Below are 22477 nucleotides of genomic sequence, written 5' to 3' on the forward strand. Positions count from 1 at the left end.
GCCGCGCTGCGACAGGGGGCCACCGACGTCACGGCGAAGACTGTGGCGTGCGGCCGAAACCCTGTCAATATTAATTCCTAATTTAATAGAAAGAGGTCCGGTGGCGCCTCCCCCGCACCGGCGCCCGGGCAGCCACTTCGCCCTGCTCAGGCATCCGAGAGGGCTGCCCGAGGCGGGGTGCTACGCGGCCGGTCGAGGAGGCTTCAAGAGTCGAACTCCGCATCAGGGGTTGACAGAAACCCTCCCGCGTCACAGCCTTTGGCAACGTTGTCATCCGTTGGCATCACGTGCCGTGTCCTACCCGGCCCGCACCGCTGTCTTTTGATGGGACATCACGCTCATGACAGATCAGTCGAGCTCGCCACGCCTGTCGCGACGCTCCCTCGTCACCACGGGTTCCACCCTGCTGGCGGGGTTCGGACTTGGTTCCCTGTTGCCCGCGTCGACCGCCGCCGCGGCGGGCATCGACGCGTCGGCCGCGCCCTCCTCGCCTCGTGAGCTGGCGCTCTACCGCCCCGTCACGGTCTCTTCGACGGCCTACGCGCCCACTCCGGGCTCGTTCGTGGTCGACCGGCTCGCCTCACCGGGAGTTCGGGGCAGCGGCTGGCGGGCCGCGGCGGGCGACCCGCAGTGGATCTCGATCGATCTGCAGGCCGCCTGTGACGTCACGTGGATCCGCCTCACGTTCGAAGGCGACGCGAGCGACCCGGTGTTCACTCCCCCGACCACCGGAAATCCGGCCAGCGGCACCACGGGCAAAGAGATCCAGTCGAGCTACTCGGTCGAGTACGTGGTCGAGACATCCACCGACCGCGAGTCCTGGACCAGCGTCTACCGCACGACGGCCGGCACCGGCGGAGTGGTGAACATCCAGCTGCCGCGCCCCGCCACCGCTCGCTGGGTGCGGATGACCTCGCGCAAGCGCTCCAACCCCAATCCCCTCGGCCTGAACGGCTTCGAGGTCTACGGCAGCCCCAAGGGGCACCGGCCGTCGGCCACCGGCTGGACGGACTGGGGCAAGCACTCCGGGCCCGCGCCCAAGCTCGTTGTGGCCGACGACGGCACGGTGCCGGTGGAGTCCGGCTGGCGGCTGACCCTCGACGACTGGGCCGACGCCGACGGCAAGGAGCTGTCGAAGACGACTGTCGACACCAGCGGTTGGCTGCCTGCCACCGTTCCCGGCACGGTCCTGGCCTCGCTGGTGGACCAGGGCAAGCTGCCCGACCCCGTCGCCGGACTGAACAACCTGCATGTTCCCGAGGCCCTGTCGCGGCACGCGTGGTGGTACAAGCGGGACTTCGAGCTGCCGCGCGGTCTGCGCACCGGAGCCGGGCGGCGGATCTGGCTGGAGTTCGACGGCATCAACCACAAGGCCGACATCTGGCTCAACGGCAAGCAGGTGGGCGACCTGACGTTTCCCTTCGCCCGCTCGTCCCACGACGTGACCAAGCTGCTCTCGACGGGCGAGGCGAACGCGCTCGCGGTGAAGATCACGCCGATGCCGGTGCCCGGCAGCCCCGGCGACAAGGGCCCCGCCGGCGAGGCCTGGGTGGACGCGGGCGCCAACCAGATGAACCTCAACTCGCCCACCTACCTGGCCTCTTCGGGCTGGGACTGGATGCCCGCGGTACGTGACCGGGCCGCCGGTATCTGGAACCACGTCCGGCTGAGATCCACCGGCCATGTCGTGATCGGCGATCCTCGTGTCGACACCCTGCTGCCGAAGCTGCCCGACGTGTCGGTCGCCGAGCTGACCGTCGTCGTCCCGGTCCGCAACGCCGACACCGCCGACCACAAGGTGACGGTCTCCGCGGCCTTCAACGGCGTACGGGTGTCCAAGGTCGTCACCGTGCCCGCGGGCGAGAACCTCGACGTCACGTTCACCCCCGACGCCTTCGGGCAACTCCGGCTGCGCGACCCGAAACTGTGGTGGCCCAACGGGCTCGGTGACCCCGCCCTGCATGACCTCACCCTGGTCGCGTCGCTCGACGGCGCCGAGAGCGACCGCCGCACCACCCGGTTCGGCATCCGCCAGTTCGGCTACGAGTACGAGGTGCCACTGCCGTTCACCGCCTCCGAGGACGCCTACACCCAGTCCGTCCCCTTCGACCGGCAGCAGGCCCGTTACGTACGCATCAAGTGCCTGACCAGGGCCTCCGGTTGGGGCAACTCACTGTGGACGCTGGCCGTGTCCGACAGCGCACGCCCTTCCGTCGACCTCGCCCTGCACGCATCCGCCGACGCGTCGAGCAAGGACGGGGACGACCGCGGTCCGGCCAATGCGACGGACGGCGATCCCGCGACCCGCTGGTCCTCGTCCTACGAGGACGACCAGTGGATCCGGGTCGACCTCGGGTCCTCGCAGTCGTTCGACCGGGTCGACCTGACCTGGGAGCAGGCGTACGCGAAGACCTACCTGGTCCAGGTCTCCTCGAACGACGCCGACTGGACCGATGTGGCGTCGGTGGACAACAGCGCGGTGCCGCTGCCCTTCAACAACGGCAACGCCAGCCTCCAGGTCGAGGACTTCGCTGCACGCACCGCCCGCTACGTCCGTATCGCCTGCGGGGTACGCAACACCAGCTGGGGCAACTCCCTTTGGTCCCTCGGCGTCATCGACAGCACCAAACCCGGAACCGACCTCGCCCTGCGCCAGAAGGCGACCGCCTCGACCGAGGAGTCCGACCACCCGGCCGCGCACGCCACCGATGGCGATACGGGAACCCGCTGGTCGTCCCAGTACGAGGACCAGCAGTGGATCCAGGTCGACCTGGGCGCCGCGAAGAGGTTCGACCGGGTGGCGATCGTGTGGGAGCCGGCCTACCCGAAGACCTATGTGATCCAGGTGTCCGACGACGGGGACACGTGGACCGACGTGAAGTCCGTGTCCAACACCCCCGACCCGCTCAAGATCAGCGTGAACGGCGTGCGGGTTCTTGCCCGCGGCGGCAACTGGGGCTGGGACGAACTGCTGCGCCGGATGCCGCCGGAGCGGATGGACGCGGCCGTACGGATGCACCGCGACATGAACTTCACCATGATCCGCAACTGGGTCGGCACCTGCGACCGGGAGGAGTTCTTCGCCGCCTGCGACGAGCACGGGATCCTGGTCTGGAACGACTTCCCCAACGCGTGGGCCATGGACCCGCCGGACCACGACGCCTTCAACTCGATCGCGCGGGACACCGTCCTGCGGTACCGCATCCACCCCAGCGTGGTGATCTGGTGCGGAGCAAACGAGGGCAACCCGCCCGCCGCCATCGACAAGGCCATGCGCCAGGCCGTCGAACAGCAGGCCCCCGGCATCCTCTACCAGAACAACTCGGCCGGCGGCATCATCACCGGCGGCGGTCCCTACGGCTGGGTCGAGCCGGAGAAGTACTTCGATCCGTCCACGTACGGCAGCAAGGACTTCGGCTTCCACACCGAGATCGGTATGCCGGTCGTCTCCACCGCGGCCAGCATCCGGAACATGACGGGCGAGGAGCCCGAGTGGCCGATCCGCGGCGCCTGGTACTACCACGACTGGAGCGAGCGCGGGAATCAGGCACCGCACACGTACAAGGCAGCCGTCGAGGCCCGCCTCGGGGAGACCGAGGACCTGGACGACTTCGCCCGCAAGGCCCAGTTCGTCAACTACGAGAACACGCGCGCCATGTTCGAGGCGTGGAACGCGAACCTGTGGGACAACGCCAGCGGACTGATGCTGTGGATGTCCCACCCCGCGTGGCACAGCACGGTCTGGCAGACCTACGACTACGACTTCGACGTCAACGGTACGTACTACGGGGCCCGCACTGCCTGCGAGCCGCTGCACGTCCAGGCCGACCCGAAGGGACAGGTCCTGGCCGTCAACCACACGCGCAAGGACCTCAAGAACGCCACCGTCTCGGCGCGGTTGTTCGATCTGTCGGGCCGGCAGCTCGGCAAGACCAGGAGCGCACGGCTGGACGTGGCACCGGCCTCCACCGCGAAGGCGTTCACCAGCGCCTGGACCGACGATCTGCCCGACCTGCACCTGCTGCGCCTGACTCTGGAGAGCAGCGACGGCCGCGTCCTGTCGAACAACACCTACTGGCGCCATCGCACCGCGGCAGCCATGCGTGCGTTGACCAAGGCGCCGCAGACCAGGGTGTCCGGAACGGTGACGCGCCTGTCCCGATCCGGGGCCCGTCACGAACTGACCGCCACCATCCGCAACCACGGTCGGTCCGTCGCCGCCATGGTCCGGCTGTCCCTGCTCAACGACAAGACCGGCCATCGCGTGCTGCCGACGCTCTACAGCGACAACTACCTGTGGCTGCTGCCCGGCGAGTCACAGACCGTCACCTTGTCCTGGCCCGCCCGCGCTCTGCCCTCGCACCGGCCGCTCCTGAAGGTGGAGGCGTACAACAGCCGCTCCGCGACAGCGCGCCCGTAGGTTCCTGTCCGACGCACCCCGGCCAGGTCAGAGGGGCTTGAGCCGGGTGTGCAGGAGGCAGAACTCGTTGCCTTCCGGGTCGGCCAGGGTGTGCCAGTTCTCGGTGCCGGTCTGGCCGACGTCGGCGGGCCTGGCGCCGAGGGCGAGCAACCGCTCCAACTCGGCGTCCTGGTCGCGGTCCGTGGCGTTGACGTCGATGTGCAGTGGGAGCTTCCCCCTCCGCGGGTCGCTGCTCGGGCTCAGGACGAGGGTGGGCTGCAGACCGCCGAAGCCGACATCGGGCGGCCCGATCTCGATGCTTCCGTCGTCCTCCCGGTCGAGTTCCACGTAGCCGAGGACCTCGCACCAGAATGCGGCGAGCCGCTCGGGATCGGCACAGTCGAGGACCAGTTCACTGATGCGGCATGCCATGCCGGGGAGTGTACATAGACGGCCCGAGAGTCGGTCGTCGGCCGCGGCATGAGCAACCGCCACATGAGCAACCGCCACATCGCGGCGGGGCGTACGCGGTCAGTCACGTGCCTCACGTGCCGGGGAGGCGAGCGCCTCCGCGCGTTGCGCGAGCCGCTTGAGGGCCACCTCACCCCAGGTCAGGTTGTCCCGTTCGAGGGACAGCCCCCGCAGACAGGTGAGATAGGGCCCGATGCGATCGGCCGTGGTGAAGTACTCGTCCTCGGTACGTCCGGCCAGCAGCCATTCCCGTACCCGCTCGTAGCGCGCGATCTTGGTCGCGGCCAGCTCCATGCGCTGGGCGATGGCGGTTCGTACGGCTTCCGCGTCGCCGACGTCCACGCACTGGACCTTGACCAGCAACTCGTCCCGGATCGCGGTCGGTTTGGCGGGCGGTTCGGCGGTGTAGGCCCGTACGGCGGCAAGGCCCTCCTCGGTGAGCGAGAACAGCCGCTTGTTCGGACGGCGCTCCTGCTGTACGACGCGGGCGGCGACGAGGCCCTCGCCCTCCATACGTTCGAGCTCGCGGTAGATCTGCTGCGGTGTGGCCATCCAGAAGTTGGCGACCGACGCCTCGAACCCCTTGGCGAGGTCGTACCCCGACGCCTCACCCTCCAGAAGCGCCGCCATCACCGCGTTGCGAAGAGCCATGAATCCAACCTAACAGCCTGTTGATTACTCAATGCGACGACGGTGAACGGGCCCTCACGAGGGGTCATTCGATGATCTGGGCCACCGGAAGCAGGGTGGGTCGCTTGGCTTCCCGGCCGTCGCCTGACGAGCGCCCGCGCAGGCGACGGGCGAGCCAGGGGCCGAGGAAGGAGCCCGCCCAGCGCAGCTCGGTCCCGACGGCGCGCAGCCTCGAATGCCTGGGTGCGTCGTCGGACAGGGGCCGGATCCAGCTGTCGTCGCTTCCCGGTACGGCGAGTGCCTCGGCGACGGCAGCGGCGATCAGGGCATGTCCGCGCGGGCTCGCGTGCAGGCGGTCGGGACTCCACAGCCGGAGGTCGGTGACCACCGGGTGGGGCTCCGCGTCGGCCACCACGACACCGTGGCGTCGGGCCGCCTCGCGAATGCGGCTGTTCAGTGCGGTGACCCGGTGGGCGATGGGTCTGGCGGCCGGGACGATCCGCGCGAAGTCGGGGAAGGTCAGCGTCGCGACGCGGGCACCGCTCCCGGTGAGCGCGGCGAACATCGCCTCCAGGTGCTCGGCCACCTCGTCGGCGTCGAAACGGGGACGCAGCACGTCGTTGACACCGGCGACGACCGTCGCCAGATCCGGGCGCAGCGCCAGCGCGGGCTCCAGCTGCTGCGAGCGCACCTCACCCGCGAGGCGCCCACGGACGGCGAGGTTGGCGTACAGGAGGTCGGGGTCGGTCCGCGCGATCTGCTCGGCGAGCCGGTCCGCCCACCCTCTCGGGTTCCCGGTGCCGTCGTCGTCACCGAGTCCCTCGGTCTGGCTGTCACCCAGGGCGACGTACCGCGCGTAGCCACCGTTCGCCATGATCGCCCGCCTTCTCCGAGCTCGGCCCCCGCTGCCTGCAGAGCGGGAGCGGATGACTAACTAGTCGGCTATTAAGATAGTTGACTATCCCAGGAAGTGCACATGCCGGTACGGGGCAAGACTCCGCCGAATTTCGGCACCGGTGGCCCTCTGCGTCACACCGAACGCGCCGTCTGGTGAGCAACGGCCGCTTCGGAATCAGTTGCTCCGCTCGCTCCGCGATCTGTCGGTTCGGGAACCGCCACTTCCCGGAGCGTCGGTTTGCGGATCAGGAGCAGTGCCGCGTCGTCGTGGAGCCGACCGCCGACATGGGCCAGCAGTTCGTCATGCAGTGCGGTGAGGGTGCGGGCCGGCTCGTCGGACACGTGGCGTGCCAGCCCTTCGGCGAGCTGGTAGAACTCACGTCCGCGGTCCCGGGCCTCGGTGACCCCGTCGGTGTAGAGCAGCAGCTGATCCCCGTCGGTGAACGGCACGACCTCCAGGGCGGGGGTGTGTTTCATGAGGGCGCGCAGGCCGAGGGGCGGGGCCGGATGCGTGGGCTCCACCAGCTCGACGCCTCCGGAGGCGCGTATCAGCAGCGGAGGCGCGTGCCCGCAGTTCACCACCTCCAGTTGCCCGGCCTGTGAGTAGCCGGCGACCACGGCGGTGACGAAGTCGTCGCAACCGAGGTTGCGCGCCAGGCTCCGCTCGATCCTGTCTATGACGGTGAGGAGATCCGGCTCGTCGTAGGCGGCCTCGCGGAAGACACCGAGCACCAGCGCGGCCGTCCCCACGGCGGGCAGTCCCTTGCCGCGCACATCGCCGACGATCAGCCGCACTCCGTACGGGGTGGGTATCAGCGCGTAGAGATCCCCGCCGATACGGGCCTCGGCAGCCGCGGCGCTGTAGCGGACGGCCACCTGGAACGGGCCGACGGTCGCCGGTACGGGCTTGAGCAGCGCGTGCTGGGCGGTCTCCGCGACCGAGCGGACGGCGGCGAGCACCCGGTCACGACGCCCGCGCAGCACGCTTGCCAGGCCACTCGCCACGGTGACGGCGGCCAGGGCGGACAGTACGGCCGCCAGTTCACGGCCCGGAACGCCGTCCCGGGATCCGAGCGCCGCCCCGAGCACAGCGGCGAGGACACCCACGCACACGACACCGCGCGGCCCATTCGTGGTGGCGGCCAGCGCGGGCCCGGCCGCGAGCAGGGGCAGCCACACCATGCCCGCTCCGCCGACGAAATCGGCGAGCACGACGACGGAGACGATCAGCACGGGCAGTGCGTGCAGTACGGGCATCCCGACGGCCGGCCGCCCGGTGGCCCGGCCGCGTCCCGAAGCTCCGGGATCGGTCACGCGGTTCCCGAGTTTCCGTATGGACCAGTGATCGAGTGTCCGTATATGCCAGTGTTTGAGTGTCCGTATGGACCAGTGGGTGCCGCCATGATCACGGGCCTGACTCATACTTCGTCCGCTGTCCTCACCTGTGCACGGCGCACATTCCTGAAATGCCGGTTTCATCCAGGAAACGGTGTCGGCCCCTGCCGTCACAAGGAGCGGATTTTCAGATAGTGAGCGACAGGCTCCTGGTCACGCGGTTCGCTGTCGGGATCAGCCGCTCCCGGATGTCCTGCAGCCGGGAGAGCCGGTCCACCGGCATCGAGACACCGAGCGAGCCGAGCGTGTCCCCGCTGTAGACGGGCACGGCGACGCAGACCGTGCCCAGGGCGTACTCCTCCAGGTCCGTGACGGCCGGGGCTACGGGTGAGGTGTCCAGGCGCCGGAGAAGTTCCGGCCTGCTGGTGATCGTCCGCGGTGTGAGGTCGGCGAGGTGGTGCCTGGAGAGGTAGTCCTTGCGGTCCTCGTCGTCCAGTTCCCGCAGCACGGCCTTGCCCAGCGCGGTGGCGTGGCCCGCGTCCTCGAATCCCACCCAGAGGTCGACGCGGGGCGCCCGGGGGCCGTCGACGATCTCGGCGACCCGGATCTCGCCCTCCTCGTAGAAGGTGAGGTACGCGGCGGTCGTGAGCTCGTCGCGCAGCGCGGCGAGCGTGGGGCGGACACGGCTGAGCAGTGCCTGCCCACGGCCCGTGCTCTGCATCATCTGCAGCTTGTCGCCGAGGACGAAGCCGCCGTCGTCCAGCTTCCGCAGGTATCCGTCATGGACCAGCGTCCGCAACAGGTGATAGGCGGTGGCCAGGGGCAGGCCCGTCTCGCGTGCCAGCTGCTTCGCCGGCGCCCCGTTCTGGTGCGCGCTGACGGCTTCCAGGAGGCGGAAGGCCCGCTGGACGGACGTGATGAGGGTGGGGCCGTCGTGCTCGCCCATGACACCAGCGTGCGCCGGACGGGCGACGGGAGCAAGGCGAGCAGAGCCCTATGCGCGAGTGACGAGGATCCCGTCGATGTCGCTGTAGAGGTGGCAGCCGGGCGTAAACGCCACTCCGCCGAACGAGACCTCGACGTCCCTGTCCCCGACACCCTCCTTGCGGCTCTTACGGGGGTTGGATCCCAGGGCCTTCACGCCAAGGTTGATCTTGGACAGTGCCTCGACATCACGGACGGCGCCATTGATGACGACACCCTCCCAGCCGCTGGACGCGCCCAGGTCGGCGATGAGATCCCCCATCAGAGCGGCGGCCAGCGAGCCACCGCCGTCGACGACGAGCACCCGGCCCGCACCGGGCTCACCGAGGGTGGCCTTGAGGATCACGTTGTCCTCGTGGCACCGCACGGTCGTGACGACGCCCTCGAACGACGTCCGGGCACCGAAGAGCCGGAACTGGGTGGTGCACGACTGGAGGTCGTCCCCGTGCTCGTCGTAGAGGTCGGCTGTGGGCTTCATCGGATTCCCCTCGTTGAGACTCAGGTGCCCTGGGGCGGCTCGTCGGCGCTCGGCGATCCGCCGGCCAAAGCCTAAGGGGGCGTGGTGAGGGTGCCTGCGGGCAGGGCATTCCGTCAGCGGTCAACACCCTCGCGATGAGCAGGCACCCCCGCGACCGGCACTGTCCCTGAGGTCACGAAGAAGGTGACGGCGTAGGTGAAGTGTCCCGTGCGGACCGCCTGATCGAACTGGACGACGAACCGGTCGGCGTCAGCGGTGTCGAGATGTCCGCGAGCGGCAGCGGTGTGGGCCCAGCTCCGGAGTCCCATCACGTTGTCGACGGCTGTCGGGTCGCGGACGACGAGGGTGTGGGCCTCCACCGCAACGTCTTCCAGGGCGCGGGCGGCGAGCATGCCCGCATGTCGATGCGCCAGCGTGCCGTTTCGCAGGTTGACCTCGGCGCGGAAGCGCAGCACCTGGGCGGCGAGTTGCTGGTCCTCGATGTCGAGGACCTGGGTGGCGTAGTCGGGGTCGGCCAGCACGACCCGGCCGCCGGGACGGACCACCCGGGACATCTCGTCGACCACCCGCGCCGGGTCCTCCACGTGCTGCAGCACTCGATCCGCACAGGCGCCGTCGAAGCACGAGTCCCGGAACGGGAGACGGTGCCCGTCCGCCACGACGACGTGTCCGAGGCCCGCGCCCTTCATCACGGTGGCCATCGTCAGGGAACTGTCCGCTCCCACGACCTGTGCTCCCGATTCCGTACTCAGAGCCAGCGCGCCGTCTCCCGCTCCGGCGCCCACGTCGAGGAATCGGCCGCCGGGACCGGCTCGCAGAAGACTTCGCAGCCGTCGTTTGTAGGACTCGTAGAACGGCTCGGCGGTCAGCCGCTTCAGGACCTCGACGAGTTCGGCCGGCCGGGCTTGGCTGTCGACCGCGGTGAAGGCGTGTGGCACGTTGCGGCGGCTCATGGGTGAAAGCTAGCCCTGAACAGGGCAGTCGTGGCCCACTCCTCGGGCCGGCCGGATCGGTCGGGGTCCTCCCCGTGCCGTCCGCCGGTCGGCGGTCGGCGGTCGGCGGTCGGCGGTCGGCGGTCGGCGGTCGGCGGTCGGCGGTCGGCGGTCGGCGGTCGGCGGTCGGCGAGCCTGTAGCCTGCGCGGCACCCGACAGGGGAGCCTCAAGACGCCGAGCCGACTCGCGCGCTCCCTGTGCTTCTGCTCACACCACTGTCGCCTCCTGTAATTTACTAGGACGTCCTACTATCTAGTTAGTCAGCGTTCCCCTGACCTGTCTGGGAAGGCCCCCATGAGCGACCTGCACCGCCCCGTGCACCCCATCCGTCTGGTCACCGCTTCGGCGCTGTTCGACGGGCATGACGCCTCGATCAACATCATGCGGCGGATCTTCCAGTCCCAAGGGGCCGAGGTGATCCATCTCGGGCACAACCGGTCGGTGCAGGAGGTCGTGGACGCGGCCCTTGAGGAGGACGCACACGGCGTGGCGGTCTCGTCCTACCAGGGCGGGCACGTGGAGTACTTCGAATACCTGGTCGACTCGCTGCGCCGGCAGGGAGCCGAGCACGTCCGTGTGGTGGGCGGCGGGGGCGGCGTCATCGTGCCCGAGGAGATCACCCGGCTCCGCAACAGCGGGGTGACCATCTTCTCCCCGGAGGACGGCCAGCGCATGGGCCTCGCCGGGATGGTCAACACGGTGGTGAAGGACTGCGACTTCGACCTCTGGGACGGCAAGCCTGCCGACACGGCCGCCGTACTCGCGGGCGACCGGTTCGCGATCGCCCGCGCCATCACCGGTGCGGAACTCGGCAAGCTGCCCCCGGATCTCCTGGAGCAGCTGCGTGCCGCCGGGGCCGTACGCAGCACGCCGGTGGTCGGCATCACCGGCACCGGCGGCTCGGGCAAGTCGTCGCTCACCGACGAGCTGGTGCGCCGGTTCCGTCTCGACCAGCAGGACAAGCTGCGGATCGCGGTGATCGCGGTCGACCCGACGCGGCGCCGTGGCGGCGGTGCGCTGCTCGGTGACCGGATCCGGATGAACTCCCTCGACGGGAACCGGATCTTCTTCCGGAGCCTTGCCACCCGCGGCAGCCACGAGCTGCCCGCGCACCTGTCCGAGGTGATCGACGTGGTCAAGGCCGCCGGCTTCGACCTGGTGATCGTGGAGACACCGGGCATCGGCCAGGGTGACGCGGCGATCGTGCCGTTCGTCGACACCTCGATGTACGTGATGACGCCGGAGTTCGGCGCCGCCTCGCAGCTGGAGAAGATCGACATGCTCGACTTCGCCGACGTCGTGGCGATCAACAAGTTCGAGCGGCGCGGTGCCAAGGACGCGCTGCGCGACGTGGGCCGCCAACTGGTGCGTAACCGCGAGGCGTTCGGGAAGCGGCCCGAGGACATGCCGGTCATCGGCACCTCGGCGGCCACGTTCAACGACGACGGTGTCACCGCGCTCTACCAGTACGTGAAGGCGGCGCTGGCCGAGCACGGGCTGCCGTTGTCCGAGGGCACGCTGGCGCCGGTCGACGTGCGCCACTCCTCCGGCATCCGGCAGGTGGTTCCGGCCGACCGGGTGCGCTACCTCGCCGAGATCACCGACTCGGTCCGCGGGTATCACGCCGCCACCGAGGTGCTGGCCGAGGCCACCCGGCGGGTGCAGCGCCTGGAGGCGGTCGAGGGCGAGCTGGTCGCGGCCGGCTCCGAGGCGGGAAACGTCCAGTCGCTGCTCGACGGCGCCCGCAAGCAGCTCCCGCAGGACGTCAGGGAGCAGATCGCGAACTGGCCCGCCGTCGTGGCCTCGTACTCCGGCGACGAGCTGGTCGTGAAGGCGCGGGACAAGGAGATCCGCACCCAGCTGACGCGCGAGTCGCTTTCGGGCAACAAGATCCCGCGTGTCTCGCTGCCCCGGTTCACCGACCACGGGGAGCTGGTGCGGTTCTGGCGCCGGGAGAACCTGCCGGGCCACTTCCCGTTCGCCGCCGGGGTGTTCCCCTTCAAGCGCGACGGTGAGGACCCGGCGCGGATGTTCGCCGGCGAGGGAGATCCGTTCCGCACCAACCGACGCTTCAAGCTGCTGTCCGAGGGCCAGCCGGCCACCCGGCTGTCCACCGCCTTCGACTCGGTCACCCTCTACGGCCGCGACCCGGACGAACGTCCCGACATCTACGGCAAGGTCGGCACCTCCGGCGTGTCGGTGGCGACCCTGGACGACATGAAGACGCTGTACGACGGCTTCGACCTGATCGCGCCGACGACCTCGGTGTCGATGACGATCAACGGCCCGGCCCCCACCGTGCTCGCGTTCTTCCTCAACACCGCCATCGACCAGCAGATCGACAGGTTCCGAACCGCCGAGGGCCGCGACCCCTCCCCCGAGGAGACGGACGTACTACGTGCGCACGCTCTGGCGAACGTGCGCGGCACGGTGCAGGCCGACATCCTCAAGGAGGACCAGGGGCAGAACACCTGTCTGTTCTCCACCGAGTTCAGCCTGCGGATGATGGCGGACATCCAGGAGTGGTTCATCGCCAACAAGGTCCGCAACTTCTACTCGGTGTCCATCTCCGGCTACCACATCGCCGAAGCCGGGGCGAACCCCATCAGCCAGCTCGCCTTCACCCTCGCCAACGGCTTCACCTATGTGGAGGCCTACCTCGCGCGGGGCATGCACATCGACGACTTCGCCCCCAACCTGTCGTTCTTCTTCTCCAACGGCATGGACCCGGAGTACTCGGTCCTGGGCCGCGTCGCCCGCCGGATCTGGGCCGTCGCGATGAAGGAGAAGTACGGGGCCAACGAGCGCAGCCAGAAGCTGAAGTACCACGTCCAGACCTCAGGACGCTCCCTGCACGCCCAGGAGATGGACTTCAACGACATCCGCACCACTCTGCAGGCGCTCATCGCCATCTACGACAACTGCAACAGCCTGCACACCAACGCGTACGACGAGGCCGTGACCACCCCCACCGAGGACTCCGTCCGACGGGCCCTGGCCATCCAGTTGATCATCAACAGGGAATGGGGCCTGGCGATGAACGAGAACCCCCTCCAGGGCTCGTTCATCATCGACGAACTCACCGATCTGGTCGAGGAGTCCGTCCTCCAGGAGTTCGAGCGGATCAGCGAGCGGGGCGGCGTGCTCGGCGCCATGGAGACCGGCTACCAGCGCGGCCGCATCCAGGACGAATCGATGCTCTACGAGCAGCGCAAGCACGACGGCACCCTGCCCCTCATCGGTGTCAACACCTTCCGCAACCCGCACGCGGACACCGCCGAACCCGTCGTCATCGAGCTGGCCCGCGCCACGGAGGACGAGAAGCAGTCCCAGCTGGAGCGCGTACGCGACTACCAGTCCCGCCACCGCGACCCGGCCCACGCGGCCCTGACCGCCCTCAAGGACGCGGCCGTCAGCGGCGACAACGTCTTCGCCGTCCTCATGGAGACCGCCCGAGTCTGCTCCCTCCAGCAGATCACCGACGCGTTCTTCGAGGTGGGGGGCCAGTACCGCCGCAACGTCTGATCCGGCACCGGTCGCGTCAAGTCCCCCGTTACGCGGCCGGGTCGAGTGTCAGCCTGTGGTGGAGGGCGGGGTGGTGTCGCGTACGAAGACGGGCTTGAGGTGCTTTCCGGGTAGCACGTCGGGCAGTTGTTCCCAGTCGATGACGTGTGAGACGACGCGTTCGGGGGCGACCTTTCCCGAAGCGGCGAGTTCCAGGGCGTCGGCGATGTGGTTGCGTACGTTGTCGCGGGCTACGCGCAGGGTGACGCCGGTGAGGTACATGTCAAGCAGGGGCAGTTCGCCGGGGCGGAAGTGGTTGCCTGCCGACTCGCAGATGCCTTCGGGTGCGAGGGACTTGACGGCCAGGGCGAGCTGGTCGACGCGGCCGGTGGCCTCGACGGCGAGGTCGAAGGCGTGCGGCATGGGCTCGATGGCCTCGGCCGTGGTGGCGCCGTAGCTGCGGGCGAGGGTGCGGTGTTCGGGGTCCGGGTCGACGTACAGCACGGAGGAGGCGCCGAGTGCGCGGGCCATGTCGCACACGTACAGGCCGATGCTGCCGCGGGCGACGACGAGTACGCGGGCTCCGGGGCGGGCCTTGAGGATGGACTTCTTCATGGAGTCGCTGGGTTCGATGGGTTCAGCGGTGCGGAGTTCAGCGGCCGGAGCGTCATGACAACGTTGCCATCACACAGAGATACAGGAGCGAAGATCGCGCCATACGCGTTGCCGCCCAGGGACTCTCCATCAGGCGGGCAGCCGACATGGAGCGGGAGCGCGACCCAATGGGTCGCCTGGCGTGAACGACGGGTCCCAGCAAGCGCTTTCGCCTCCAGGAAACCTAAGTGGCGTTCGATCCGTCGGTCAACGGTGCTGCAGGAAATGCTTGATTGGGCCAGAGGTGCGCGTGCACCGATCGTCACGCATGACCCTCCGGGCATCACCAGGGGCGCCGAGAGCCTTGACGCGCGGAGGGGGCGACCGCAGAATGACCGCACACTCTGACAACGTTGTCGAAAGGTTGCGTCCATGTCGCAGCGCGCCGTGGGGTTCACACGCCGTCAATCCCTGCAACTCCTCGGCGCTTCCGGCATCGTGACCGGCCTCCCGCTCGCCCTGGGTTCGGGCCGGGCCTCCGCCGCGACAACCGCGGTGGCCCCCGGAGGGGACCCTGTCTCCGACACGTACTACCGCGTGCTGCTCTCCCACACCCGGTGGTCGGAACAGCAATGGGACCCGGCCCAGGGCCACTACACCGACAAGGACTTCGGCTTCGCCGTCGTACTCGGCAACGCCGTACTGCTGACCCGGGGCCCGTACGACGCCGAGCGTGCCGGGGTCGACAAGGACACCCTGCGTGCCAGGACCGTCGCCACCGTGAAGCACTTCGCTGCGTCCAACCGGCTGACCGGCGGCACAAAGTGGGGGCGGCGGCTGTTCTGGGACACCACGTTCCAGTCGTACTTCGTGCTCGCGGCCCGCCTGTTGTGGGACGACCTCGATGAGGCGACACGCCGGAACGTCGACACCATCGCCCGCGAACAGGCCCAGTTCACCGCGCAGTTGGGGACGGGCGACGATCCCGACTCCGGCGGCTGGACCCCGCACGGCCTGAGCGGCGGATTCGAAGGCGACACCAAGTTGGAGGAGATGGGGGTCTACACCCAGGCACTGGCTCCCGGTCTGGCCTGGGCGAGCGACGATCCGCGGTACGAGGCGTGGCGCGCCGCCTTCGGCCACTGGAGCCGCAACGAGGCGGGGCTGCCGGCCGCGGACCTCGCCAACCCGGCCCGCGTGGACGGGGTCGCCGTCAGCGCGAACACCGCGCAGAACCTCTATGACACGTTCATCGTCGAGAACCACGGTTCGTTCGGCCCGCACTATCAGGAAGAACTCTGGCGCACTTCGGGACGCAACAGCGCCCACTTCCTCGCCGCGGGCCGGGCTCTGCCCGAGGTGTTCACGGCACAGCCGAACGCCGGGCCGTTGTGGCGCACCCTGCTCGGCGTGATGAGCGACGCCGGCGAGCCCCTGATGCCGATGGTCGCCGATCGCGAGCACCTCTACGGGCGGGACGTCATTCCGCTCGCCTTCCTGGCCCAGGTCGTCGGCGACCGTGCGGCGGCCCGCTGTGAAGTGGCCCTGGCCGAGCGCCTGGAGGCGTATCAGGAGTACCCGCCGCAGTACCGCCTCGCGAAGTTCTCGGGCGAGTCCAAGTACGAGCCGGAGGCCCGGGCCGAACTGGCCATCAGCTACCTGCTGCACGAGTGGCGGGCCCGATCGGGGCAAGCACCTGTGCGTCCGCTGTCGCAGCGCGAGCTCTTCGAGCAGGCCAGTGGCGTCACCGACTACGGCCGGGGGCCCGGCCTCGTCTCCCATCAGTCACCGGGCGCCTGGTCCGGTGTCGTCAGCAAGTCCGGCTTCGTGAAGTTCGCCTGGCAACCGGCCCACGACGACTGGCTGTTCGCACTCAGCGGTCCGACACCGATGTTCCTGCCCAGCACCGGCGCCAAGGTCACCGGACGTTCGGTCGTCACGTACTCGCGGACGCGGGACGGGTTCGACGGCAGCGCGAGCCTGCTCACCCTGGACCGGGGGTACGCGGGGTTCACCACGCTGCCGTCCGGCGCCGTCGTGTACGCGACCTCCGGAACGGCGTACGGCGAGGGCCACTTGGAGGTGCGCAACCTGACCATGCCTGGCATGCCGGGGCTGGACGGGAAGCGCACCTATCGGGCGGCCGAGGGAAGCACAACGGTCGTGGCCGGGAGCGGTGGCACGACCGCCGGCCCACGCGTCGACGAACTCACCTTTCCGCGTGCCCAGTTCCGTCATCTGCGCATGCTCGGGGTGCGCCCCGACCCGTCGTACGGCTATTCGCTGTACGCCTTCGAGATACGTGACGGAGCCTCGGGCGGCGACCAGGCGCGCGAGGCCGGGGCGACAGCCTCCGCCTCCTCCTTCGACCCGGGCAAGGAGCCCAGGCTCGCCGTCGACGGCGTCGCCACAAGCCGCTGGGCGGTGTCGCGCGCGGACCGTCCACGGGCGGACAGCTGGATAGCGGTCGACCTGGGCGCGTCCCGGGACGTGGACCGGGTGACGCTTCGCTGGGAGGCCGCGGCGGGCCGTGCGTACCGGATACAGGGATCGGTCGACGGGCAGCAGTGGACCGACCTGGGCGCCTGGCCGCGACCGGACCTCACCAGCCGCGGCGGATGGCTGGACATCGACGGCCGCGCGGGGCTCCTCGTACGAGGCGGCGCCAACCCGATCTCGGTGTACGGAGACACGGTCGTCCTCTCCGACGGACCGGCCGAGAGCGTGCTCATCGAGGCACTCCCCGGCGCAACACCCGAGGAACTGCGTACCGCCGCCGCCCGCAAGACCCCCTCGACGCAGTCCGCTCAGGTGAAGGCGGCCCTCACCGACCACCACCTGAGCCTGTTCAACCTCTCCTCGGACGCCGTGACCACCACCGTGACGATCCCGGGTTCGCCTGCCGCGGGAATCCGCCTCTACCAAGGCTTTCAGACTGTCACCGAATCGGGCACGGCCTTCCACGCCGAGCTGGCCGCTGCCACTGCCGTCCTGGCGCCTGCGCGCATCGTCCTCTCCGGCGGTCGCGTTCCTGTCGGGCTCCGCGCCGAGGTACGCGACGGCCGCACCGTACGACTCACCGGCCCCTCCTGCCACGTGACCGTCTCGGCTCAGGGCAAGAGCGTCAATGCCACGGTCCGGGCAGGCCGGACGACCACCGTCACCGTGCCGCGCGCCACTGCGTACCCCCTGGCCGACCTGGCACTCGGCCGCACCACCTTCCCGACCGCGCCGTTGCCACCTGGCATGACGGACCCCAAGGCCGCGGTCGACGGCGACGCGGGCACCGCATGGAAGCCCGGTCCCGACGGTCGCATGGTCGTCGACCTGGGCTCCGAACAGCACATCACCGAGATCCGGACCCAGTGGCGAGGCGGCCATACCCCCGCATCCCAGGTCGAGTTCAGCCTGGACGGGCGTACGTACAGTGGCGCGGCGCGACTGTCGGCGCGCGGCGTCCTGCGCACCGACCGCACCGCCCGCTACGTGGCACTGCGGGTCATCACATCAACCGCGCGCCCTGCCTCACTCGTCGCCCTCACTGTCGCGCAGGAGTGACCGCACCGAACACCTCCGGGGGGGGTGGGCGAGGACGTTGCCTCGCCCACCTTCAGCAACACCCGCCGTCGGCACCGCCGTTGACCGCTTCAAGGCGGCAGAAGCACGACGCCTCAACCACTACGTCCGCCAACGCCGTCGCGATCTTCAGTTGTTGGGCCACGATCTGCGCCTCCCTCGCCTTGCCCAGCCGGACGAGGCATTCGTGGAAGCCGTGCAGGGCCCAGACGTTGCCGGGGTGCTGGAGGGCGCGCGGGAGTGTGTCGTCCAGGCCCAGGTCGGCCCGGTAGACGGCTTCGGCCTCCTCGACGCGGCCCTGTTCGAGGAGGAGGGCGCCGTACGCGTGGCGGGTGGGCTGCATCCAGCCCCACGGTTCGTCGTAGGGGAGGTTGTCGTCCAGTTCGATGGACCGTTCCAGGGCGGCGAAGGCGGCTTCGTGGTTGCCCTTGCGGTACTCCAGTTCGCCGTCGAGCATCGCCGACGCGATCGCGAGGATGTCGGCGCAGGTGTTGTTGAACAGCATCCGCGTCTCGGGAACCCGGGTGACCGCCTCACGGAACAGTTCGCGTTCGGCCTCGGCCTCGGTCACCCGGCCGGTGGCCGAGAACGCGACCCCGCGCGCGTAGTGCAGCATCGCGGTCGTCGCGCAGTACAGCTTCAGGTCGGCGGGCAGCGGCAGTTCCACGATGTCGGACCAGCGGCCGAACCGGATCAGCGCGTGGACCCGCATGGCGAGGAAGGCCTCAAGCCAGTCCGCCATGGGCGGACTCTGCACCCTCAACAGGTCCTCCGGGATGGAGGCTTCGAGCTGGGCCGCGGTCTCCAGGGCCGTCTTGGACTGGCCGAGGAACATCGCACCGTAGATCTTGAAGTGGTAGTTGTGCGACCGGTACAGCGTGTAGAAGTTCATCGCGCCGGCCCGCGCTCGGTACTTCTCGTCGGCGACGATCGCCGTGCTGTTGTCGGACACCACGCGCCGGTAGTCGCCGCAGAGCACGTCCAGGTGTGTGGGCATGTGCTGCAGGTGGCCGGCGTCGGGAACAAGGCCGCGGAGCCGGTCCGCGACGGGCAGCGCGGTCTCGGGGACCGAGGACATCTCCATGAGGTGGATGTACATGTGCAGGATGCCCGGGTGGCGCGCCCCTGCCTCGGTGGCGATCGCCCGTTCCAGGACCGCCTTCGCGGCGAGCGTGCGCGCGCCCTCGGCCGGCTCACCGGTGCGCAGGTCCCACAGCTGCCACGGGGTGAGGTTCATCAGCGCGTCGGCGTAGAGCGTGGCGATGTCGAGGTCGTCGGGGGCGAGTTCGTACACGGCGCGCATGCTGTCGGCGTAGGGCTCGTTCCACACCGAGCAGTCCTCGACCGCCTCCGCCTGCGGATAGCGGGCCCGCAGCGCTCCGATCAGCGCCTGTTCGACGGGGGTGGCTCCGGCTGCCTTCTCCTGCGCGAGTTCCACGGCGGCGTGGGTACGGTCGACGGTACGGGCCAGGTCCTCGCCGTCGAAGAACTCCCAGGGCTTGTTGTAGTTGGGGCCCAGGGCGTAGGCGATGCCCCAGTGGGCCATGGCGCAGTCGGGATCCGCCGCCACGGCGGCCTCGAAGCAGGAGACGGCTTCCTCGTGGTGGAAGGCGTACGACCAGACCAGGCCGCGGTCGAACCACTTCTGGGCCTCGGGGGACGTTGTCGTCACGGGCCGGTTGTGGGTGCCGAGATCGTAGTAGTCCATCGGTCCGCCTCTCCTGTACTGCCTCCGTAGCCGAAGCCGGGAGGGACATCTCTACCACCGAGGCTAGAGGCGATACCTGACACGCCACAGCGACAGCGGGCGACCGGCACGTACGGCTGGAAGGTACGACGCGAACGCCCGCCCGGACCATGGCTCGGTCCGGGCGGGCGTGAGTGCGGGCGGTGCGTCAGGGAGTGATCCTCCACTGCTGGATGTAACCGACGTCGATCGACGCCACGTCACGGACCCGCAGCTTCCAGGTGCCGTCGACGGGCTGCGCCGAGGCGTCCACGACGAAGGTCTGGTTCACGTTGTCGGCCGAGCCGCCGCTGCGGTTCAGCAGCGAGTACACGGTCCCGTTGGGTCCGACCAGATCGACCGTCAGGTCACCCCGGTAGGTGTGCACGATGTTGACGTACACCTCCGTGGTCGCCGAGGCGTTGCCCGGGCGGCCCGTGATGGTGATGGGCGACTCGACCGCGGCACCGACGTCGGGGATGTCGACCCGGGTCGAGTTGCCGTAGACGTACGCCACCCGCCACTCGAAGGTGTCCGACACGGTCGCACCCGTGCTGTCGGTCACCTTCACGGTGACGTCGCTGGTGCCGGTCGTGGTCGGGACCCCGGAGATCAGCCCGCTGTCGCTCGCGGTCAGGCCGTCGGGCAGGCCGGTGACCTCGTAGGTCAGCGTCGCGTCCGCGTTGGTCGTGTACGCGTCGATCTGCAGGGACACCTCCTGGCCGACGCCGGAGGTCTGGTCGTCGATCGGGGAGACGTTGACGCCCAGCGCTATGCGGTCACCGACGTTGATGCCCGCCCAGGCGGCGGCGACGGCGAGGTAGGTGTCGCTGTAGGCGCCGAAGAGGTCAGTCGCGGCCTGAAGGGTCGCGACCCTGGCGGCCGCGTAGTTGGTCGACGACGTCATGTACGTCGTCAGCGCGCGGTACCAGATCCGGGCCGCGTTCTCGATGCCGATGCCCGCGACCGGGACGCCGTCGGCGGTGGGGCTGTCGTAGTTGACCCCGTTGACGGTCTTCGCTCCGCTGCCCTCGGACAGCAGGTAGAAGAAGTGGTTCGCGGGACCTGAGGAGTAGTGGACGTCGATGCCGCCCAGCGAGGCGTCCCAGTTGTCGCGGGACTGGCCGTCCTTGGAGGGCTTGTCCATGTACCGCAGCGGGGTGCCGTTGCCGTTGATGTCGATCTTCTCGCCGACCAGGTAGTCGGGGACGTCGGCGTCCAGACCGGCGTTGAACTCCACCGCCGCGGCGAAGATGTCGGAGGTCGCCTCGTTCAGGCCGCCCGACTCCCCCGAGTACGTCAGGTTGGCGGTGGCGCTGGTGACGCCGTGGGTCATCTCGTGGGCCGCCACGTCCAGCGAGGTCAGCGGCTTGGCGTTGCCCGACCCGTCGCCGTACGTCATGCAGAAGCAGGAGTCCTGCCAGAAGGCGTTGACGTAGTTGTTGCCGTAGTGGGCGCGGCTGTAGGCGGCGACACCGTCGTTGCGGATGCCGTTGCGGCCGTAAACGTTCTTGTAGTAGTCCCAGGTCGCCGCCGCCCCGAAGGCGACGTCGACACCGGCGGTCTGCCGGTTGCCCGGGGTACCGTCGCCCCAGACATCGTTGTCATCTGTGAAGAGTGTGCCGGTGCCGGAGGTTCCCTGGTTCAGGTCGTACGTGCGCTGGCCCGCGCGATCGCCGTCGACCATCTGGTACGACGAACCGGACGCCGTGGTGCCGACCGCGACCGAGCCGTTGTACTGGCCCGTGCCCGTGCCGGTGTGCACGCTCTCGTACTTGGAGGCGACCTTGCCGGAGGCCGCGTCGGTGACGACGTGCAGTTCGCTGGGCGTGCCGTCCTCCTGGAACCCCTCGACGACGGATTCCCAGGCCAGGACCGGCTTGGACCCGGCGGCGGCCCAGACGACGAGCCGAGGCTTGCCTTCGACCTCGGACCGCTCCACGTCGGCCGCCTTGCCGATCGCGAGCGCCTTGGTGGCGGCGCGGGCCGCGGTGATCTTCGGCGTGGTGGTGGGCACCGCGATGGTGGCGCGGGTGGCCTTGGACGTGGTGGTCCGGCCGTTCTTCAGGTGCAGCACCAGGTCACCGCCGAGGACCGGGAGTCCCGCGTAGGTGCGCTCGTACCGGGTGTGGGTCGTGCCGTCGGCGTCCTTGATGACGTCCTTGACGACGAGCTTCTCCCGGGCGCCGAGGCCGAGTTGATCGGCCGTGTCGCCGGCGTTGGCGGTCGCGCTCTTGAGGAGCGCGGTGCGCTTGGCGGGTGACAACTCGGTCTGTGCGGCACCGGCACGCGGCGTGGCGGTGATCTTCGAGGAACCGGGATCCGCGGGTGCGGCGGATGCGGGTCCGGCCTGGACTCCGAGGACGAGCATCGAGCTCGCGGTCGTGAGGGCCAGGGCCGCGGCGCGTCTGCGCCGGTGGGTGGAACGGTGATACCCGGACAAGGTCTTCTCCTCCTGCGACAGCCGGCCCCTGGTGAGGGCCGACGGCGAGCGGACCGACTGGGTGCGGCCGGTCCGGAATGGGGGGTGGAGCGGGAAGGAGCACCGCACGAGCCGACACGCGCAGGCATCCGAGGACGCGATGACGCGTGCGACGTGAGAGTGCGGGGATGTACGAGTGGGGGACGTGGGAGGTGTGACAGGTGTGGCGATGTGAACGAACAGTGAATGTTCCACAGCAGAGTGACACCACTCGCACAGGGTTGTCATGGAAGTGACAAGACAACGGCTTGAATTGACCATTGCTTGCTGTGAGTTCATCAGCGCCGACGAACAGTTTCAGCCGCTGCGTGAAGGCTGATCCGCTCGGGGCAGGGCGATCACCGGCTCGGCCTTCGGCACGAGCACGGACTTCGGCGCGGGTACGTGCCCGGCCGCGAGGCCGTGTCC

Annotated in this window: 12 protein-coding genes and 1 pseudogene; 3 read left to right on the forward strand and 10 right to left on the reverse strand. The window is 69.3% G+C overall.

What is annotated here, in order from left to right:
* Nucleotides 1-340 precede the first annotated feature (340 nt).
* The gene (locus AOK17_RS00455; protein ID WP_055610203.1) at nucleotides 341-4420 is read left to right on the forward strand and encodes a discoidin domain-containing protein; all 4080 of its coding nucleotides are present in this window, start codon (nucleotides 341-343) and stop codon (nucleotides 4418-4420) included.
* 27 nt (nucleotides 4421-4447) lie between these two features.
* Here the strand turns inward: AOK17_RS00455 and AOK17_RS00460 are convergent, their stop codons facing one another.
* The 7 genes from AOK17_RS00460 to AOK17_RS00490 all read right to left on the reverse strand — a co-directional run bounded on the left by AOK17_RS00460 (nucleotide 4448) and on the right by AOK17_RS00490 (nucleotide 10147).
* A complete protein-coding gene (locus AOK17_RS00460) occupies nucleotides 4448-4831 on the reverse strand; it encodes a VOC family protein (protein WP_055610204.1) in 384 nt (127 codons plus the stop codon).
* Nucleotides 4832-4930: 99 nt separating this feature from the next.
* Nucleotides 4931-5521 (reverse strand): PadR family transcriptional regulator, encoded by a 591-nt coding sequence (locus tag AOK17_RS00465; protein WP_055610205.1) that lies wholly within the window; start codon nucleotides 5519-5521, stop codon nucleotides 4931-4933.
* A gap of 64 nt (nucleotides 5522-5585) precedes the next feature.
* Entirely contained in the window at nucleotides 5586-6374 is a 789-nt protein-coding gene (locus tag AOK17_RS00470) for an SGNH/GDSL hydrolase family protein (RefSeq protein ID WP_055610206.1), read from the reverse strand.
* 155 nt (nucleotides 6375-6529) lie between these two features.
* Nucleotides 6530-7654, reverse strand: a complete 1125-nt coding sequence (locus tag AOK17_RS00475; RefSeq protein ID WP_055610248.1) for a PP2C family protein-serine/threonine phosphatase — start codon at nucleotides 7652-7654, stop codon at nucleotides 6530-6532.
* Nucleotides 7655-7919: 265 nt separating this feature from the next.
* Nucleotides 7920-8678 carry an IclR family transcriptional regulator gene (locus AOK17_RS00480; RefSeq protein WP_055610207.1) on the reverse strand — a complete coding sequence of 253 codons (759 nt, stop codon included), beginning with the start codon at nucleotides 8676-8678 and terminating at the stop codon, nucleotides 7920-7922.
* Between the two features lie 48 nt (nucleotides 8679-8726).
* The gene (rraA, locus tag AOK17_RS00485) at nucleotides 8727-9194 is read right to left on the reverse strand and encodes a ribonuclease E activity regulator RraA (RefSeq protein ID WP_055610208.1); all 468 of its coding nucleotides are present in this window, start codon (nucleotides 9192-9194) and stop codon (nucleotides 8727-8729) included.
* Nucleotides 9195-9307: 113 nt separating this feature from the next.
* Nucleotides 9308-10147 carry a methyltransferase domain-containing protein gene (locus AOK17_RS00490; RefSeq protein WP_055610209.1) on the reverse strand — a complete coding sequence of 280 codons (840 nt, stop codon included), beginning with the start codon at nucleotides 10145-10147 and terminating at the stop codon, nucleotides 9308-9310.
* 334 nt (nucleotides 10148-10481) lie between these two features.
* On the opposite strand from AOK17_RS00490, the gene icmF reads away from it, so the two are divergent.
* Nucleotides 10482-13712, forward strand: a complete 3231-nt coding sequence (gene icmF, locus AOK17_RS00495; protein ID WP_055610210.1) for a fused isobutyryl-CoA mutase/GTPase IcmF — start codon at nucleotides 10482-10484, stop codon at nucleotides 13710-13712.
* A 48-nt stretch (nucleotides 13713-13760) separates the two neighbouring features.
* Here icmF and AOK17_RS00500 read toward each other — a convergent pair.
* A pseudogene (locus AOK17_RS00500) lies at nucleotides 13761-14291 on the reverse strand (zinc-binding dehydrogenase); the annotation flags it as partial.
* Nucleotides 14292-14717: 426 nt separating this feature from the next.
* Here AOK17_RS00500 and AOK17_RS00505 point away from each other — a divergent pair.
* Nucleotides 14718-17843 carry a discoidin domain-containing protein gene (locus AOK17_RS00505; protein WP_055610211.1) on the forward strand — a complete coding sequence of 1042 codons (3126 nt, stop codon included), beginning with the start codon at nucleotides 14718-14720 and terminating at the stop codon, nucleotides 17841-17843.
* Nucleotides 17844-17895: 52 nt separating this feature from the next.
* Here the strand turns inward: AOK17_RS00505 and AOK17_RS00510 are convergent, their stop codons facing one another.
* Both AOK17_RS00510 and AOK17_RS00515 read right to left on the reverse strand, forming a co-directional pair.
* Nucleotides 17896-19569, reverse strand: coding sequence for a tetratricopeptide repeat protein (locus AOK17_RS00510; RefSeq protein WP_055610212.1), 1674 nt, complete (start codon nucleotides 19567-19569; stop codon nucleotides 17896-17898).
* Between the two features lie 187 nt (nucleotides 19570-19756).
* Nucleotides 19757-21958, reverse strand: a complete 2202-nt coding sequence (locus AOK17_RS00515; protein ID WP_425424582.1) for a M4 family metallopeptidase — start codon at nucleotides 21956-21958, stop codon at nucleotides 19757-19759.
* Nucleotides 21959-22477: the final 519 nt, after the last annotated feature.

Origin of the sequence: Streptomyces phaeochromogenes (assembly GCF_001418655.1) — a bacterium.
In the GTDB taxonomy this organism is placed as follows: domain Bacteria; phylum Actinomycetota; class Actinomycetes; order Streptomycetales; family Streptomycetaceae; genus Streptomyces; species Streptomyces phaeochromogenes.